Origin of the sequence: Streptomyces sp. LN549 (genome assembly GCF_043203805.1) — a bacterium.
GTDB lineage: Bacteria > Actinomycetota > Actinomycetes > Streptomycetales > Streptomycetaceae > Streptomyces.
On sequence record NZ_JAZHRI010000002.1, the window covers coordinates 2688494 to 2704448 of the forward strand.

A 15955-nucleotide genomic window follows, 5' to 3' on the forward strand; every position below is an offset into this window, starting at 1 on the left:
TCCGCGGTCGCGGCCGCCCTGACGTGCGGCGGCCCCGTCCCGGCGAGATCCTGGTAGTACACGAAGGAGGCTTTATGGCCACCCATGTACTGCGTCCCGCACGACGCCCGGCCGCCCATCGCAAGGCCACCCGGCTCGATGAGCAGCTGCCGGTGGACCACCGGCTCAGCCGCTTCTACCGGATCGGCGCCGGACTGATGGGTCTGGTGCTGCTCGTCTTCGGCATCCTGGGACTGATCGACAAGGTCGGCTTCTTCGACACCGGCGGCGACACCGTCGCGGGTCTGAGCACCAACGGCGCGCTCAGCGTGCTGTCGATCTGCGTCGGACTGCTGTTGTTCATCGGGATGGTCATCAGCGGCAACTTCGCCTCGACGCTCAACATGGTGCTCGGCATCGCCTTCATCCTCAGTGGCTTCGTCAATCTCGCCCTGCTCGACACCGGGCTCAACTTCCTCGCCTTCGAGATGCAGAACGTGCTCTTCAGCTTCGTGGTCGGGCTGATGCTGATGATGTTCGGGATGTACGGCCGCGTCAGTGGCGGGCTCCCCCATGACAATCCCTACTGGCGAGCCCGCCATCCCGAGGAAGCCGCGCGTGAGCAGCGGCTCGCGCGACGGCGGGCGGTCGGGGAGATGCCCGTCGTCCGGCCTGACGGTTCGTAGAAGGTGTGGGCGGTCCACCTGCCCGTTGCCCGTCCCGGCCGATAGCCTGGGGGCATGCCTCGTTACGAGTACCGCTGCCGCTCCTGCGGAGACACCTTCGAACTCAGCCGTCCGATGGCCGAGTCCTCGGCCCCCGCCTCCTGCCCCGCCGGGCACGAGGACACCGTCAAGCTTCTGTCGGCCGTCGCCGTGGGCGGTGCGGCCGGTTCCGGTCCCGCGCCCTCGGCCGGTGGCGGAGGCGGCGGTTGCTGCGGTGGGGGCTGCTGCGGCTGAGCCGTCGCGCCCCCGACGGCCCCCGCCACCGCTACCGCTTGCGCGACAGCGTCAGTCCGTCCGACACCGTGAGCAGCACGCTGTCCATCCGCGGGTCGGCGGACACGTGGTTGTTGAATTCCTGGATGGCCGCCGCCGCCCCGGTCGCCCGCGGGTCCGTCACGCCGCCGTGGAAGAGCACGTTGTCCGTGGTGATGAGGCCGCCCTGGCGCATCCGGGGCACCAGTTCCTCCCAGTACGCGATGTAGTTCTCCTTGTCCGCGTCCAGGTAGGCGAAGTCGATGTGCGGCTCCGCGGGCATGGCCCGCAGTGTGTCGAGGGCCGGGGCGATCCGTAGTTCGATCCGGTCGGCGACGCCTGCCTTCGCCCAGGCCTCACGGCCGTAGGCGGTCCACTCCTCCGAGATGTCGCACGCGATCAGCCGTCCGTCGGCCGGCAGTGCCTGGGCCATCGCCAGGGCGGAGAACCCGGTGAAGGTCCCGACCTCCACGATGTGCCGGGCCCCGGTCAGCCGGACGAGGAAGGCGAGCAGCGGGCCCTGTTCCGCGGCCGACTGCATGCCCGCGTAGTCGGGAAGCCTGGCGTACGTGGTCTCCACCAGCTCGCGCTGCACCGCGTCCAGCGGCGGGTTGTGCGCCAGCATGTACGCGTACAGCTCATCCGTGATCTTGGTCTGGTTGCCCTTGGTCATCGCACCACTCCCTGCTCGGCCGAGTGCTCCCCCGACGGGCGGGAACGCGGTGACTGTAGTCGGCGGGCGGGCCGGTTCGAGCGAATTCGGCGGCGCGTCGGGGCCTGGCGGCCGCGTGCGCCGACGGGCCCTCGTCGCAGCGGTACGCGACGCCGGGCCCCTCGGCTCAGCGGTACGCGCCCGCAAGCCCTCGGCTCAGGCCGCCCGGCGCAGGCTCGACGCCTCCAGGAAGCGTCGCAGTATCTCCTCACCCGCGGCCACACCGCTCTCGGCGGTCGCCGCGACGTGCGGGGCGCTCCAGCCGGCGTCGGCCAGTTCGCCGTGGCCGGGGCGCCAGCCGCGGTCGGCGGCGAGCAGCAGGTCGGCGTCGAGGAGGGAGTCACCGGCGGCCAGGGTGAGCGTGGCGCCGGTGCGGCGGGCGACCTCGCGCATGGCCGCGCTCTTGGTGAGCGGACGCGGTACGACGTAGATCTTGCGGCCCTGCAGCGAGACGGTCCAGCCGCGCGGCTCCGCCCATGCCGCGAGTTCCTTGGTCCAGTCGGCGGGCAGCAGGGGCCGGTCGACGACGAGATAGGCGAAGAGGTCCTCGGCGACCCGCTCCTTGAGCAGCCAGGCGGGGTCGGCGGCGGAGACGAGATGGGCGCGGATCTCGTCGAGCGAGGCGCACTCCTCGGCCAGCCTGCCGGCCACGGTCCGCTGCCAGTCCCGGTCGGACTCGCCGTCCACCAGGATGTGTCCGCCGTTGGCGCAGATCGCGAACTCTGCGGCGGGTCCCGGGAGGTGGATGCGGTGGTACTGCTCGCGGGTGCGGGTGGTGGTCGGTACGAAGACCGTGGACGGGGAGCGGGTCAGCTCGTCGAGCAGGGCCGCGGCCGCCTCCGTGACGTATGACAGGGGCTTCTTGTCGTACACCTCGACGCAGAGCAGGCGGGGGGCCTCGGCGTCCGGCATCGGGAGCTGGAGGGCGGCCGCGGAGTAGATGAGGGTGCGGTCGAGGTCGCTGGCGACCAGCGTCACGGGGGAGGTCACTTGGACTCCACCGCCTTGCCGTCCGCGCCGGTCGCCCCGCGCGTGTACTTGGGGTGGATCAATCCGACGCAGGTGTACGGGAGTTCGTCGACCTCCTCGACCGGCACGCCACGCTGCTGCGCAAGCAGCCTGATGTGTTCCAGGTCCGCGCCGGCGCCGCGCTTGGCGAGGATCTTCCACGGGACGCGGCGCAGCAGGACGCGGGTCGTCTCGCCGACGCCCGGCTTGACGAGGTTCACGTCGTGGATGCCGTACTCCTCGCTGATGCGTTCCACCGCGGCCCAGCCCTCCCAGGTCGGTGCGCGGTCGGCGGTGAGCAGCTCCTTGACCTCGGCGTCCACGGCGCCGGCGACCTCGCCGAACCGGTCGGTGACGGTGTCGAGGAAGTGGCCGGAGACATCGGATCCGGCGAGCTCCCGGTAGAACTTCGCGCCGTGGAAGTCGTCGGGGCCGACGAGGTCGGAGCGCAGGACCGTACGGGAGATCAGCCCGGACACGGTGGAGTTGAGGCAGGCGGAGGGGATCAGGAAGTCCTCGCGGGTGCCGTACGTGCGGACGCAGCCGCCCGGGTCGGCCAGGACCGCGATCTCCGGGTTGAGGCCCTCGATTCCGTCGGCCACCTCGAACTCCGCGATCGCCGCGGCCAGTTCGCGGGTGATGGCGCCCTTGCCGGTCCAGCCGTCGATGAAGACGATGTCGGCCGGGTTGTGGTGGGCGGCCAGCCAGCGCAGGGCGTTGGCGTCGATGCCGCGGCCGCGCACGATCGAGACGGCGTAGTGCGGCAGGTCGATGCCGTGGCGGAGGCGGGCCCAGCGGCGCATCAGTACGCCGACGGGGGTACCGGCCCGGGCCAGCGAGACGAGAACGGGGCGGGGGCCGCGCTCGGCGAGGACCGTCTCGGTGACCGTGCCGACGGCGCGGGCGATGCGGGCGGCCGACAGGTCCAGGGCCGCCTTGAACAGGTCCTGGTACTGCTCGGAGGGCTGGTACTCGACGGGCAGCGACTCGGCGTAGTGCGCGCCACCGCTCTGTATCGCCTCCTCGCGCTCCTCCGTGGGCGCCTCCAGCTCGGTGTCCGACAGGTCCTGGAGCAGCCAGCCGACCTCGTCCGGTGCGTAGGAGGAGAAGGCGGGGCCGCGGAGGGGCTCGGGCAGCATGGCGGGTTCTTCCTGCCGTTGGGGGGCGTACGACGGGGCCGGCTCGGTGACGGTGGCCCCGGGCGGTACGTACGAGGGGACGACCGCCAGCAGGACCTGGGCGGCATGCGGGGTGAGCTGCTGCATCAGGCCGCGGGGGCCGTGCAGCGCGTGGGTGTCGGCGGTGGAGTCGACGACGAGGACCACGGCGTCGAAGCCGCCGCCCGCGACGTTGTACGCGTAGCGCTCGCCCGGGCCGTCGGCCGGGTCGTCGTGGGCCGGGAAGACCAGCCGGGTGCGTATCGCATAGCCCGGGTCGTCCACGGCGAGGACCGGGGAGCGGGTCGTGGTGGAGTAGCGGACCTCGGCGCCGGTGCGCTCCTCCAGGGCGGTGCCCAGGCGCAGGGGCGCGTACATGAGCTCTTCGAAGCCGAGGACCAGGACGCGGCGGGGGTGCTCGCCCAGGGCCTGCGCGATGCGGTCCGCCATGGCGGGGAGGGCGGGTTCCAGGAGTGCGCGGTGTGCGGGGGTGAAGCCGTGCCGGCCGCCGTCGGGCACTCCGGCGGGCCACTGGAGGTCGATCCGGGTGTGTGGGCGGGGAAGGTTGCACAGCGGCTGGGGCTTTCCCCCGGGCCACGCGACCGGGAGCTGCGCCGCCTGCTGCGCCGCTTCCTGCTCGGCGACGAGCGCCTGCCCCTTCTCCAGGACGCCCTCCGGGAGGCGGACCGTGCCCGTGTTCCTCGCCACCAGGTCGACCCGGGCGCCGATCTCCTCGGCGAACTCGGCGAGCCGCCCCTGGTCGGCCGGCGAGCGCATGTCGACCAGGGCCACGATGACGTACCGCTTGCGCGGGTAGAGCTCGTGCAGGGCGCGGATGGTGTTGAGAACGGTGTTGCCGGTGGAGAACTCGTCGTCCACGAGGACGAGGGTCGCGTCCGGGGAGCCGTCGTCGCCGCTCGTGTCACCTGCCAGCAGGTCCGGGTCCTCCGGCAGCAGCAGGTGCGAGGTGGCGTGCGAGTGCGACTCCTCGAAGCCGCCCGCCCGCGCCACGCCCTCGACGGGGCGTCGCGTCGAGTGGAGGTAGGGCGCCGATCCGAGCCCGTCGGCGACGGCGTGACCGAGTCCGGTGGCCGTCTCCGCGTAGCCGAGCACGACCGCGTGCCGTGCCCCGTCCTCGCCGAGCAGCTCGCGTACCCGGCGGCCGAGCTCGACCCCGGCGCCGTACACCACCGAGGGGCGCTGCGGCACATGCTTGCCGAGCACGTTGGACACGAGCAGATGTGCCCGCTTGGGGTTGCGCCGCAGGGCGAGGCCCAGCAGCTCGCGGAGCTCCCCGTCGCCCACCAGCTCGACGCCCAGCCGCTCCGCGACCCAGCTACCCGACCACACCACGTTCGCTGTCTCTTTCCGTTGGCCTGTCACGCGCCCGCCCACGCGGACCCGTCGTCTGTGCACACACCCGAACCCGGGACCTGCCGTCCGTGACACACCCGCTCACCAGGTGGCATGCGGTCCCTACTGGGGAACCCCCGCACCCGCACCGCTCATTCCGCGACGCCCGCCGCCAGCAGTTCCACGAAGCCGACGTCCTCCTTCGCCACGCCGAAGACCTCGGCCCGCCGCAGCGTGCGTTCGGCCCAGGCGCGGTGGGGCTTCACCTCGTTCATCTTGTTCGTGTACGACGAGCGCAGCACCCCGCCACCGTCGCGCTCAGGCCGCAGGATGTCCTGCGCGTCACTGAACTCCTCGTGACTGACCACGGACAGCGCGTGCACGGGCGCGACGTGCGAGGGGTGGATGCAGGTCTTGCCGAGGAGGCCGTTGGCCCGGTCGAGCTCGATCTCCCGCAGCAGCCCGTCCAGGTCGTGCTCGATCAGGGCCGTACGAAGCTCCTCCGCCCGGCCCTCCAGGAAGGGGCTGCGGCGCAGCTGTGGCTTGAACATGCGCTCCTGAAGCCTGAAGTACTCCCAGACGGGGCCGGTGATGGTGAAGCCCGTCCCGTCCGCCCGGCCCAGCACGTTGACTACGTCGGCGATGACATCGGCGACGATCCGGACGTCGTACGCCGTCATGTCGGGCGCCCGGCGCAGTCCGTACGCCGAGCAGAAGTCGGTGACGCCGAGGCGCAGGGCAAGCACCCGGTCACGGTAGGTGTCGACGGTGCGGGCGATCTTCTGGAGGACCTCCTGGCGGGTCTCCAGGTGCAGCAGTTCGGGGGATTCGAGCACGGGCATGGCGAAGAGCCGTCGGCCGCAGGCGGACTCGGCCTTGGTGAGCGCCTCCATGAACGGAACGCCACGCTCTTGCGTGAACTTGGGAAGTACAAAACCGGACAACAATCGGACGGATTCATCGAGCCGGCGCACGAGGTCGGTGATCTGGTGCGGTTCGCGGACGCGGATGAACAGCAGGGGCAGTTCACCGCCGCGCGCCGCGAGGTCGGCGAACTGTCGGACCAGGTTCTCCTCGGCGGCCGGCACCTCGGAGTCGTCGATCGAATCCTCCAGGCACAACACCATGGAGACGACTCCGCGGCGGGCCTGCTTGATGACGTCGTCGGCGAGCCTGGGCCGGGTGGCGGGGCTGTAGAGCGTGGCGCCCAGGGCGGCCGCGAGGACCGGGGCCGGCGACCCTGCGTCGAAGGCGCACGGCTCCCGGAAGAACAGATCGCCCCTCGCGGCAGGCGCGATATGCCCGAAATGACGCATGTGATTCCCCCCGTACTACCTGGCCGGCCGGACAACGTGTGGCCGGTAATAGTACGTACGGAGGGGTGTCGGCAGTTCCCTTCCCACATGAATTCCGGGTAACTCGTCCATTTAGCGATGGTTCCGAAGGGTGCGGAGGGGATCGTTCCGACATACCCGCGAGACACGGCTTGCGACCCCCACGTTGTCCGCACGGGCAGCCAGCAGGCAGGATGACGGGCATGACGCACGCGATGGTGAAAGGCTCGAACGTCCCACTCGACGCCATGGCTGTACGGGCCGTGCTGCGCTGGACCCCGGGCACCGGGGTACCCGATGTGGACGCCTCGGCCCTGCTGCTCGGCTCCGGCGGCCGCGTGCGCTCCGACGAGGACTTCGTCTTCTACAACCAGCCCCGCCACCCCTCCGGCCTGGTGCGACGGCTGCCGAAGCGAAGCCTGCCCGAGGGCCTGACGGACACCATCGAGGCCGACCTGAACGCGCTCGACCCCTCGGTCGACCAGGTCGTCATCGCCGCGTCCTCCGACGGGGCCGTCTTCGGGCACGTGCGCGATCTCCGCATCCTGCTCTACGACGCCGCGGCGGCGGGCGGCGAACCGCTCGCCTTCTTCGACGTGCGGCCTGAGACCGGCGAGGAATCCGCCATCATCTGCGGCGAGCTGTACCGGCGCGGCGATGGCTGGAAATTCCGGGCCGTGGGACAGGGGTATCCGACCGGCCTCATCGGACTCGCGACCGCCTTCGGCATCTCGGTGGACGAGTCGGAGGCCGCCGCCGAGCCCGATCCGACGCCGCCGCCCCGTCCCGCGTTCCCGCCCGCACCGGCACCCGGCCCCGACGCGCAGGCCACGGTCCAGCACCAGCAGCCCGCGTACGGCTATCCGCAGCCCGCTGCGGCCCCTGCCGCACCCGCCCCGCAGCCTGCCTACGGCTACCCCCAGCCGGCCGCCGCACAGCCCGCCTACGGCTATCCGCAGCCCGCGGCGGCGGCAGCGCACGCACCCGACCCGAATTTCGTCCTGCCACCGCAGGGGCCGCAGTTCATACGGCCCTGACCCACCGCACGGGCCGCCGCTACGCGCGGGTCTTGTAGCCGCGCCCCCACTGCATGCCGTACCCGTACAGCCGGTCCAGCTCCGACTGGAAGCCGTACACGAACTTCACCTCGCGCCGCACGATCAGCTCGCCCTTGACGTTCTCCAGCGTGAACACGGCACACGAGCGGGCCTGCGGGGCCCGTTCCTCCAACTCGATCTCGATGCGCGGACCGTTGCCCGGGTAGAGCGTCACCTTCGCGTGCGTACGCTCGAAGGCCGGGGTCTGGTCGTAGATGTAGACGAAGCACAGCATCCGCTTGATCTGGTCACGCTGGTCGAGGTTGACGTAGACGGTCTCCCCGGACGCCGATCCGAAACGGTCGTCGCCGCTGAGCTTGATGTACGGCGGCGCATTCAGATCACCGAGCAGATTGCCGAGCGGCTGCACCACGCCCTTGGTGCCGTCCGCCAGTTCGTACATGCAGCCCAGGTCCAGGTCGACGTTGACCACACCCTGGGTGTGCGCCTGGACCACATCGGGCTGGAAGAGCTTCAACGGCCGCAGCAGCCGGCCGCTCTGCCGGGACCGGCCCTCGATGTCGGACGTACGCATCTGCCAGGAGAGGTTGACCCGGAGGTTGCCGGTCAGCGCGCCCTGTTTCGTCAGTGAGACCGTGGAGTGCCGCCGCGAGAGCACGATGGAGTTGGTGGCCGCGTTGCCCGACTCGAACTGCGCCTCCCGCCCCGGCCACAGGCTGTTCCAGAACGCCATCCCCAACCCCCATACGTGTCGGCCCCACCGGTCGCACGCGGCACATGCGACGCACGCACCGCTGCGGGGCGGCTCCGGGCCGGTTCCGGGGTGTTCCCCGAAGCCGTCGCCGTACGAGCCGCCCCGCAGAGAGCGTTCCTCATTCCCTGCCGGGTCACACCCCGGCGGAGACTTCCGTACTGCCTTCGCCTCCGTCGGCCGCGATCGCCTTGTTGCGCCGGACCGAGGACCAGAAGGACCAGGCGATCAGGATGACGCCGACAGAACCGGTGATGAGCTCGTGGATCTCGTACTGGATCGTGACGAGCAGGATGATGGCCAGAGCACCGATCGCGTAGTGCGCGCCGTGCTCCAGGTAGACGTAGTCGTCCAGGGTGCCCTGACGGACCAGGTAGACCGTGAGCGAACGGACGTACATGGCACCGATACCGAGACCCAGAGCCATCAGCACGATCTCGTTGGTGATCGCGAAGGCGCCGATGACACCGTCGAACGAGAAGGACGCGTCGAGCACTTCCAGGTAGAGGAACATGAAGAACGCGGCCTTGCCGGAGAGAGCGACCGCGGAGATCTTCTTGCCCGTCCGCTTGGCCTCTTCCTCAGCCTCGTGCTCGCGTTCCTCCTCCTCTTCGAGCTTGTTCTCGAAGAAGCCGGAGAGACCGCCGACGACGAGGTACGTGATCAGACCCGCGATGCCCGCCAGCATGACCGTCTCGGCCTTGTCCGCGTGTCCGCCGCCGTGCTGGTGCGCCTGGGTCGCGAAGGTCATGGCCGAGATCAGCAGGACGATCAGCGCGATGCAGACCGACAGCATGTCGACCTTGCCGAGCTTGGCGAGCGGGCGCTCGATCCAGCGCAGCCACTGGATGTCACGGTCCTCGAAGATGAAGTCGAGGAAGATCATCAACAGGAACATGCCACCGAAAGCGGCGATCGCCGGGTGGGCGTCGGTGACCAGTTCCTTGTAGCGGTCCGGGTCGTTGAAGGAAAGATCGATTGCCTCGATCGGTCCCAGGTTGGCGGTGACGGCCACGATCACGACGGGGAACACCAGCCGCATACCGAAGACCGCGATGAGCACACCGACCGTGAGGAAGATCTTCTGCCAGAAGGCACTCATCTTCTTCAGGATTCCGGCGTTGATCACCGCATTGTCGAAGGACAGCGAGATCTCCAGGACGGAAAGGATCGCCACCACTCCGAAGGCTTCCCACCCCCCGTAGAACCACGCTGCGACCAGACCGATCGCGGTAATCGCGAACGACCAGCCGAAGGTTTTCAGAACCACTGGCTACCCCATCATGTGTGTAAGGGTCTCCCCCGAAGAGCACGGGGCTCCCCCGCGCCGTGCGCGGCTTTACGAAACGTTGACCCCGAAGTCTAGAGCGATGCCTCGCAGCCCCGACGCGTACCCCTGTCCTACTGCACGGAACTTCCACTCACCGTTGTAGCGGTACAGCTCACCGAAGATCATCGCGGTCTCCGTCGAGGCGTCCTCGCTGAGGTCGTAACGCGCGAGTTCCTGGCCGTCGGCCTGATTGACCACCCGGATGAACGCATTGCTGACCTGGCCGAACGTCTGTCCGCGATTGTCGGCCTCATGGATGGAGACCGGAAAGACGATCTTGTCGCAGTGGGCCGGCACCTCGTTGAGGTTCACGATGACCGACTCGTCGTCGCCTTCGCCCTCACCCGTGAGGTTGTCACCGGTGTGCTCGACGGAGCCGTCGGGGCTCGTGAGGTTGTTGTAGAACACGAACCATTCGTCGCCGAGCACCCGGCCCGACTGGCACAGCAGTGCGCTGGCGTCGAGGTCGAAATCCGCCCCCGTCGTGGATCGTGCGTCCCAGCCGAGCCCGATGAGCACCTGGGTGAGATTGGGTGCGGCCTTGGAGAGGGAGACATTGCCTCCCTTGGCGAGCGTGACGCCCATGTGTGTCCTCCCCGAGTCGATGAACCGTTGATGAACCGGTGAATCCGCCTGCTGAGCGCGTCCGGCGCCGCACTGGGTGCGGCGCCGGACGGGACATGCTGGTGCGGTCCGGGACGCGCGCCCCGGACCGCCGGCTAGACGTTGACGCCGAAGTCCTGCGCGATGCCGCGCAGACCCGAGGCGTAGCCCTGACCGATGGCGCGGAACTTCCACTCCGCACCGTTGCGGTACAGCTCACCGAAGACCATGGCGGTCTCCGTCGAGGCGTCCTCACTGAGGTCGTAACGCGCGAGCTCGGTGTTGTCGGCCTGGTTGACCACGCGGATGTACGCGTTGCGCACCTGGCCGAAGCTCTGCTGGCGGGACTCCGCCTCGTAGATCGAGACCGGGAAGACGATCTTGTCCACGTCGGCCGGGACACCGGCCAGGTTCACCTTGATGACCTCGTCGTCGCCCTCGCCCTCACCGGTGAGGTTGTCACCGGTGTGCTCGACGGAACCGTCGGGGCTCTTGAGGTTGTTGAAGAAGACGAAGTTGCCGTCGTTGCCGACCTTGCCCTCGGCGTTCGTCAGCAGGGCGCTGGCGTCGAGGTCGAAGTCTCCGCCGGTGGTGGTACGAGCGTCCCAGCCCAGACCCACGATGACCGCGGTCAGGTTGGGCGCGGCCTTGGTCAGCGAGACGTTGCCGCCCTTGCTGAGGCTGACTCCCACGAGTCCTCCCATTGGTTTCTTTGGGGGCCGGCCGGTGCCGGCGCCTCCACGTCGTGTTGGCATCCGATCAACGAGTGGATCCTAGTGACCGGTTCCCGGCCAAAACAGGCTTTTGGCCGGGGTCGCCGCGAGATCCACCGGATCTCGGATCAGAGAGAGCCGAGCGCCTTGACGTACTCGTTGAGGTCGCGCGCGTCGGGCAGGCCGTTGACGACCGTCCAGCGCACCACGCCCTCCTTGTCGATGATGAAGGTCCCGCGCACCGCGCAGCCCTTGTCCTCGTCGAAGACGCCGTACGCACGCGAGGTCTCGCCGTGCGGCCAGAAGTCCGAGACCAGCGGGTACTCCAGACCCTCCTGCTCGGCGAAGACGCGCAGGGTGTGGATGGAGTCGTTCGAGACGGCGATCAGCTGCGTGTCGTCGTTCTCGAACGTGGGCAGCTCGTCGCGCAGCGCGCAGAGCTCGCCCGTGCAGACGCCGGTGAAGGCGAACGGGTAGAACAGCAGCACCACGTTCTTCTCACCGCGGAAGTCGGAGAGCTTCACGGTCCGGCCGTGGTTGTCCTTCAGCTCGAATTCCGGGGCCTTGGTGCCGACCTCGATCGCCATGAAACGCGTCCCTTCGCTACGTCGCCGGGCTGGGCTGTCCGGGTGACTCCCACCCTACGCAGAGGCGTGGGGCGGCCGTGCGGCACCCGTGGAAGGTTCCTGCGGACGTGCGGGGAATGTACGAAGGCCCCGGACGGCGTGATGCCGTCCGGGGCCTTCAGGGGCGAGTGCGGTTCAGCGCTTGGCCTTGGCCGCCTTCGGCGTGACCAGACGGCTGCCCGTCCAGTCCTTGCCCGCACTGATGCTCTTGGTCTGGGCGAGACCGGCTGTCTGGGCAGCCTCGTTGATGTCGCTCGGCTCGACGTATCCGTCACGGCCGGTCTTCGGCGTCATCAGCCAGACCGTACCGCCGTCCTCGAGCAGACCAATGGCATCCACCAGCGCGTCCGTAAGGTCGCCGTCCTCGTCGCGGAACCAGAGCAGGACGACGTCTGCGACGTCGTCGTACTCCTCATCGACGAGATCCTGGCCGGTAGTGGCCTCAATGCCCTCACGGAGCTCCAGCTCGACGTCGTCGTCGTAGCCGATCTCCTGGACCACTTGTCCGGGCTCGAACCCCAGGCGTGCTGCCGGGTTGGTCCGCTCCTCCGCGTGGTCCGCGGTCGCGCTCACGGGTTGCCTCCTGATCATGTTTCGGAAAATGCTTCAGCCACGCGCGTGCGCGGGGCGTTGGCCGTAGTCCACACGGGAGCGGCGGATCGCGCAAGTACCCAGCGTACGAGACCGCCTAAACGGTGACGTTCCCTGCCACGTCACCGCACTGTCGGCGGACCCTCCGCGGGAGCCGGCGCTGCCGTCCACACCCTTTACGTCCTTGAACAGCTTATGCGGTTTCGGTCCGGCAATCGGAGTCGAACAGCGTTTGGGAACGCTTGGCCGCCTTGGGCGTATGGTTGCGGTTTGCCCGACCCATACTGCCCGGCCATCCTGCCTGATGCCTCCTCCCCGGCCGGATACCGCTTCGGCGCGGCCCGTGCACCCGTCCGGGACGCGGAGCCGCGAAAGTCGGCGGTTACCTCTCGGTAGAGATGACGTTTGCCTCCTCGCGGTACACGATGGGTTGGCGTACGCGCAGACACACCGGGGGACGACTCCCGTGACCAGGCCCCGTAGAGCAGCACCGAACAGCGAAGGAACAGCGTGGCTTCCGGATCCGATCGCAACCCGATCATCATTGGCGGCCTTCCGAGTCAGGTCCCGGATTTCGATCCCGAAGAGACCCAGGAATGGCTCGACTCCCTCGACGCCGCCGTCGACGAGCGAGGCCGTGAGCGGGCCCGCTACCTCATGCTCCGGCTCATCGAGCGCGCGCGCGAGAAGCGTGTCGCCGTGCCGGAGATGCGCAGCACGGACTACGTGAACACGATCGCCACGAAGGACGAGCCGTTCTTCCCCGGCGACGAGGAGATCGAGCGCAAGGTCCTCAACGCGACCCGCTGGAACGCGGCCGTGATGGTGTCGCGTGCGCAGCGTCCGGGGATCGGCGTGGGCGGTCACATCGCCACGTTCGCCTCCTCCGCCTCGCTGTACGACGTGGGTTTCAACCACTTCTTCCGCGGCAAGGACGACGGCCGGGGCGGCGACCAGATCTTCTTCCAGGGACACGCCTCCCCCGGGATCTACGCCCGCGCCTTCCTGCTGGACCGGTTGAGCGAGACGCAGCTCGACGCCTTCCGCCAGGAGAGGTCGAAGGCTCCGAACGGCCTGTCCAGCTACCCGCACCCGCGGCTGATGCCGGACTTCTGGGAGTTCCCGACCGTGTCGATGGGCCTCGGCCCGCTCGGCGCGATCTACCAGGCGCGGATGAACCGCTACATGGAGGCGCGCGGCATCGCCGACACCTCCGATTCGCACGTCTGGGCGTATCTCGGTGACGGCGAGATGGACGAGCCGGAGTCGCTCGGCCAGCTCTCCATCGCCGCCCGCGAGGGCCTGGACAACCTGACCTTCGTCGTCAACTGCAACCTGCAGCGCCTCGACGGCCCGGTGCGCGGCAACGGCAAGGTCATCCAGGAGCTGGAGTCGCAGTTCCGGGGCGCCGGCTGGAACGTCATCAAGCTGGTCTGGGACCGCTCCTGGGACCCGCTGCTGGCGCAGGACCGCACGGGCATCCTGGTCAACAAGCTGAACACGACGCCGGACGGGCAGTTCCAGACGTACGCCACCGAGACGGGTGCGTACATCCGGGACCACTTCTTCGGTGACGACCCGCGGCTGCGGGACATGGTCAAGGACATGACCGACCAGCAGATCCTGCACCTCGGGCGCGGCGGCCACGACCACAAGAAGGTCTACGCGGCGTACGCGGCGGCCAAGGCCCACAAGGGCCAGCCGACGGTGATCCTGGCGCAGACGGTCAAGGGCTGGACGCTGGGGCCGAACTTCGAGGGCCGCAACGCGACCCACCAGATGAAGAAGCTCACGGCCGAGGACCTCAAGCGCTTCCGGGACCGGCTGCACATCCCGATCGCGGACTCCCGGCTGGAGGACGGCAACCCGCCGTACTACCACCCGGGCCGCGACTCGGAGGAGATCCAGTACATGCACGACCGCCGCAAGGGTCTGGGCGGCTACGTCCCGACGCGTGTGGTGCGGGCGAAGCCGCTGGTCCTGCCCGAGGACAAGACGTACGCGACCGCGAAGAAGGGTTCGGGTCAGCAATCGATCGCCACCACCATGGCGTTCGTCCGCATCCTGAAGGACCTCATGCGGGACAAGGAGATCGGCAAGCGTTTCGTGCTGATCGCGCCCGACGAGTACCGCACCTTCGGTATGGACGCGTTCTTCCCGAGCGCGAAGATCTACAACCCGCTCGGCCAGCAGTACGAGTCGGTGGACCGCGATCTGCTGCTCGCCTACAAGGAGTCGCCGACCGGGCAGATGCTGCACGACGGCATCTCCGAAGCGGGCTGCACGGCCTCGCTGATCGCCGCGGGTTCGGCGTACGCCACGCACGGCGAGCCGCTGATCCCGGTGTACGTCTTCTACTCGATGTTCGGTTTCCAGCGCACCGGTGACCAGTTCTGGCAGATGGCCGACCAGCTCGCGCGCGGCTTCGTGCTCGGTGCGACCGCCGGCCGTACGACGCTGACGGGCGAGGGCCTCCAGCACGCGGACGGCCACTCGCAGCTGCTCGCCTCGACCAACCCGGCCTGTGTCGCCTACGACCCGGCGTTCGGGTACGAGATCGCGCACATCGTCAAGGACGGGTTGCGCAGGATGTACGGCGAGAACAGTGAGGACGTCTTCTACTACCTCACCGTCTACAACGAGCCGATCCAGCACCCCGCCGAGCCCGCCGATGTGGACGCCGAGGGCATCCTGAAGGGCGTCTACCGCTACAGCAGCGGCGAGAAGGGCGAGATCCCGGCCCAGATCATGGCGTCCGGCGTGGCGGTCCCGTGGGCGGTCGAGGCGCAGCGCATCCTCGCCGACGAGTGGAACGTGAAGGCGGACGTCTGGTCGGCGACCTCCTGGAACGAGCTGCGGCGCGAGGCCGTGGACGTGGAGCGGTACAACCTGCTGCACCCGGAGGAGGAGCAGCGCGTCCCGTATGTGACGCGCAAGCTGTCCGGCGCCCAGGGGCCGTTCGTGGCGGTCTCGGACTGGATGCGGTCCGTGCCGGACCAGATCGCGCGCTGGGTGCCCGGTGCGTACCAGTCGCTGGGTGCGGACGGCTTCGGCTTCGCGGACACGCGGGGCGCGGCGCGGCGGTTCTTCCACATCGACGCGCAGTCGATCGTCCTGGCGGTGCTCACGGAGCTCGCCAAGGAAGGGAAGATCGACCGTTCGGCGCTGAAGACCGCGGTCGACCGGTACGACCTGCTGGACGTGGCCTCGGCGGACCCGGGCGCCGCGGGCGGCGACGCGTAGGGACGAACACACGGCCGCGGGGCGGCGGGACCCTCGGGTCCCGCCGCCCCGCGGCGTTCTCCGTATGCGGTCAGTTCTCCCAGATCTTGAAGGCACGCACCTGGTACGGGGTGCGCGGGACCCAGGTGCCGCCGCCCGGGTACGTGTCGAACTCGCCGGTCTCCGCGCACTCAGCGGACTGGTAGGTGGTGACGGGGCGGCCCGTGCGGTTGACCAGCGCCTGGACGGTGGCGCCCGCCTTCAGTGGTACGCAGCTCTCGATGTCGATGGTGGAGAGTTCGTGGACCTGCCGGGCGCCGGTGAAGTCGGGTTTCGCCCAGAGACAGAGCTGGCCGCTTCCGCAGTCCCCGAGCCGGCCGGGTGCGGCTTGGGCCGGAGCCTGTGGGATGAGCGCGGTGGCGGCCAGGGCGGCCGCGACAACGGTCGTACGCATGTGAATCAACCCCCGTGCTGATGTGGATCTTCCGCACCCACCCTGAGCCGCGCGGCAGCGGCCCGGGAAGGGGCCCGGGGTGGGATC

At 69.2% G+C, this 15955-nt stretch carries 15 protein-coding genes; 4 read left to right on the forward strand and 11 right to left on the reverse strand.

Annotated elements, in window-relative coordinates:
• Positions 1-74 precede the first annotated feature (74 nt).
• Both SH922_RS12015 and SH922_RS12020 read left to right on the forward strand, forming a co-directional pair.
• Complete coding sequence (locus tag SH922_RS12015) at positions 75-665, forward strand: DUF4383 domain-containing protein (RefSeq protein ID WP_393057772.1); 591 nt, start codon at positions 75-77, stop codon at positions 663-665.
• Positions 666-719: 54 nt separating this feature from the next.
• Positions 720-938, forward strand: a complete 219-nt coding sequence (locus SH922_RS12020; RefSeq protein ID WP_393057774.1) for a zinc ribbon domain-containing protein — start codon at positions 720-722, stop codon at positions 936-938.
• A gap of 31 nt (positions 939-969) precedes the next feature.
• On the opposite strand, the gene SH922_RS12025 is transcribed toward SH922_RS12020, so the two are convergent.
• From SH922_RS12025 to SH922_RS12040, 4 genes are all read right to left on the reverse strand, one after another.
• The gene (locus SH922_RS12025) at positions 970-1629 is read right to left on the reverse strand and encodes an O-methyltransferase (protein WP_393057776.1); all 660 of its coding nucleotides are present in this window, start codon (positions 1627-1629) and stop codon (positions 970-972) included.
• Positions 1630-1824: 195 nt separating this feature from the next.
• Positions 1825-2658, reverse strand: coding sequence for an HAD family hydrolase (locus tag SH922_RS12030; protein WP_393057778.1), 834 nt, complete (start codon positions 2656-2658; stop codon positions 1825-1827).
• A complete protein-coding gene (locus tag SH922_RS12035; protein WP_393057780.1) occupies positions 2655-5186 on the reverse strand; it encodes a phosphoribosyltransferase in 2532 nt (843 codons plus the stop codon). The genes SH922_RS12030 and SH922_RS12035 overlap by 4 nt, the downstream gene beginning before the upstream one ends.
• A gap of 152 nt (positions 5187-5338) precedes the next feature.
• A complete protein-coding gene (locus SH922_RS12040; RefSeq protein WP_393057782.1) occupies positions 5339-6502 on the reverse strand; it encodes an HpcH/HpaI aldolase/citrate lyase family protein in 1164 nt (387 codons plus the stop codon).
• 221 nt (positions 6503-6723) lie between these two features.
• On the opposite strand from SH922_RS12040, the gene SH922_RS12045 reads away from it, so the two are divergent.
• Complete coding sequence (locus SH922_RS12045; protein ID WP_393057784.1) at positions 6724-7557, forward strand: TerD family protein; 834 nt, start codon at positions 6724-6726, stop codon at positions 7555-7557.
• 19 nt (positions 7558-7576) lie between these two features.
• Here the strand turns inward: SH922_RS12045 and SH922_RS12050 are convergent, their stop codons facing one another.
• The 6 genes from SH922_RS12050 to SH922_RS12075 all read right to left on the reverse strand — a co-directional run bounded on the left by SH922_RS12050 (position 7577) and on the right by SH922_RS12075 (position 12174).
• Positions 7577-8311 carry a Tellurium resistance gene (locus SH922_RS12050; protein WP_393057786.1) on the reverse strand — a complete coding sequence of 245 codons (735 nt, stop codon included), beginning with the start codon at positions 8309-8311 and terminating at the stop codon, positions 7577-7579.
• Positions 8312-8465: 154 nt separating this feature from the next.
• The gene (locus tag SH922_RS12055; RefSeq protein ID WP_393057788.1) at positions 8466-9599 is read right to left on the reverse strand and encodes a DUF475 domain-containing protein; all 1134 of its coding nucleotides are present in this window, start codon (positions 9597-9599) and stop codon (positions 8466-8468) included.
• A 69-nt stretch (positions 9600-9668) separates the two neighbouring features.
• A complete protein-coding gene (locus tag SH922_RS12060; RefSeq protein ID WP_148017459.1) occupies positions 9669-10244 on the reverse strand; it encodes a TerD family protein in 576 nt (191 codons plus the stop codon).
• Between the two features lie 134 nt (positions 10245-10378).
• A complete protein-coding gene (locus SH922_RS12065) occupies positions 10379-10954 on the reverse strand; it encodes a TerD family protein (protein WP_219572022.1) in 576 nt (191 codons plus the stop codon).
• A 149-nt stretch (positions 10955-11103) separates the two neighbouring features.
• Entirely contained in the window at positions 11104-11562 is a 459-nt protein-coding gene (locus SH922_RS12070; RefSeq protein ID WP_393057791.1) for a peroxiredoxin, read from the reverse strand.
• Positions 11563-11736: 174 nt separating this feature from the next.
• Complete coding sequence (locus SH922_RS12075; RefSeq protein ID WP_148017457.1) at positions 11737-12174, reverse strand: DUF3052 domain-containing protein; 438 nt, start codon at positions 12172-12174, stop codon at positions 11737-11739.
• A gap of 528 nt (positions 12175-12702) precedes the next feature.
• Here SH922_RS12075 and aceE point away from each other — a divergent pair.
• Entirely contained in the window at positions 12703-15435 is a 2733-nt protein-coding gene (aceE, locus tag SH922_RS12080) for a pyruvate dehydrogenase (acetyl-transferring), homodimeric type (protein ID WP_393057793.1), read from the forward strand.
• 70 nt (positions 15436-15505) lie between these two features.
• Here the strand turns inward: aceE and SH922_RS12085 are convergent, their stop codons facing one another.
• Complete coding sequence (locus SH922_RS12085) at positions 15506-15868, reverse strand: peptidase inhibitor family I36 protein (protein ID WP_393057795.1); 363 nt, start codon at positions 15866-15868, stop codon at positions 15506-15508.
• Positions 15869-15955: the final 87 nt, after the last annotated feature.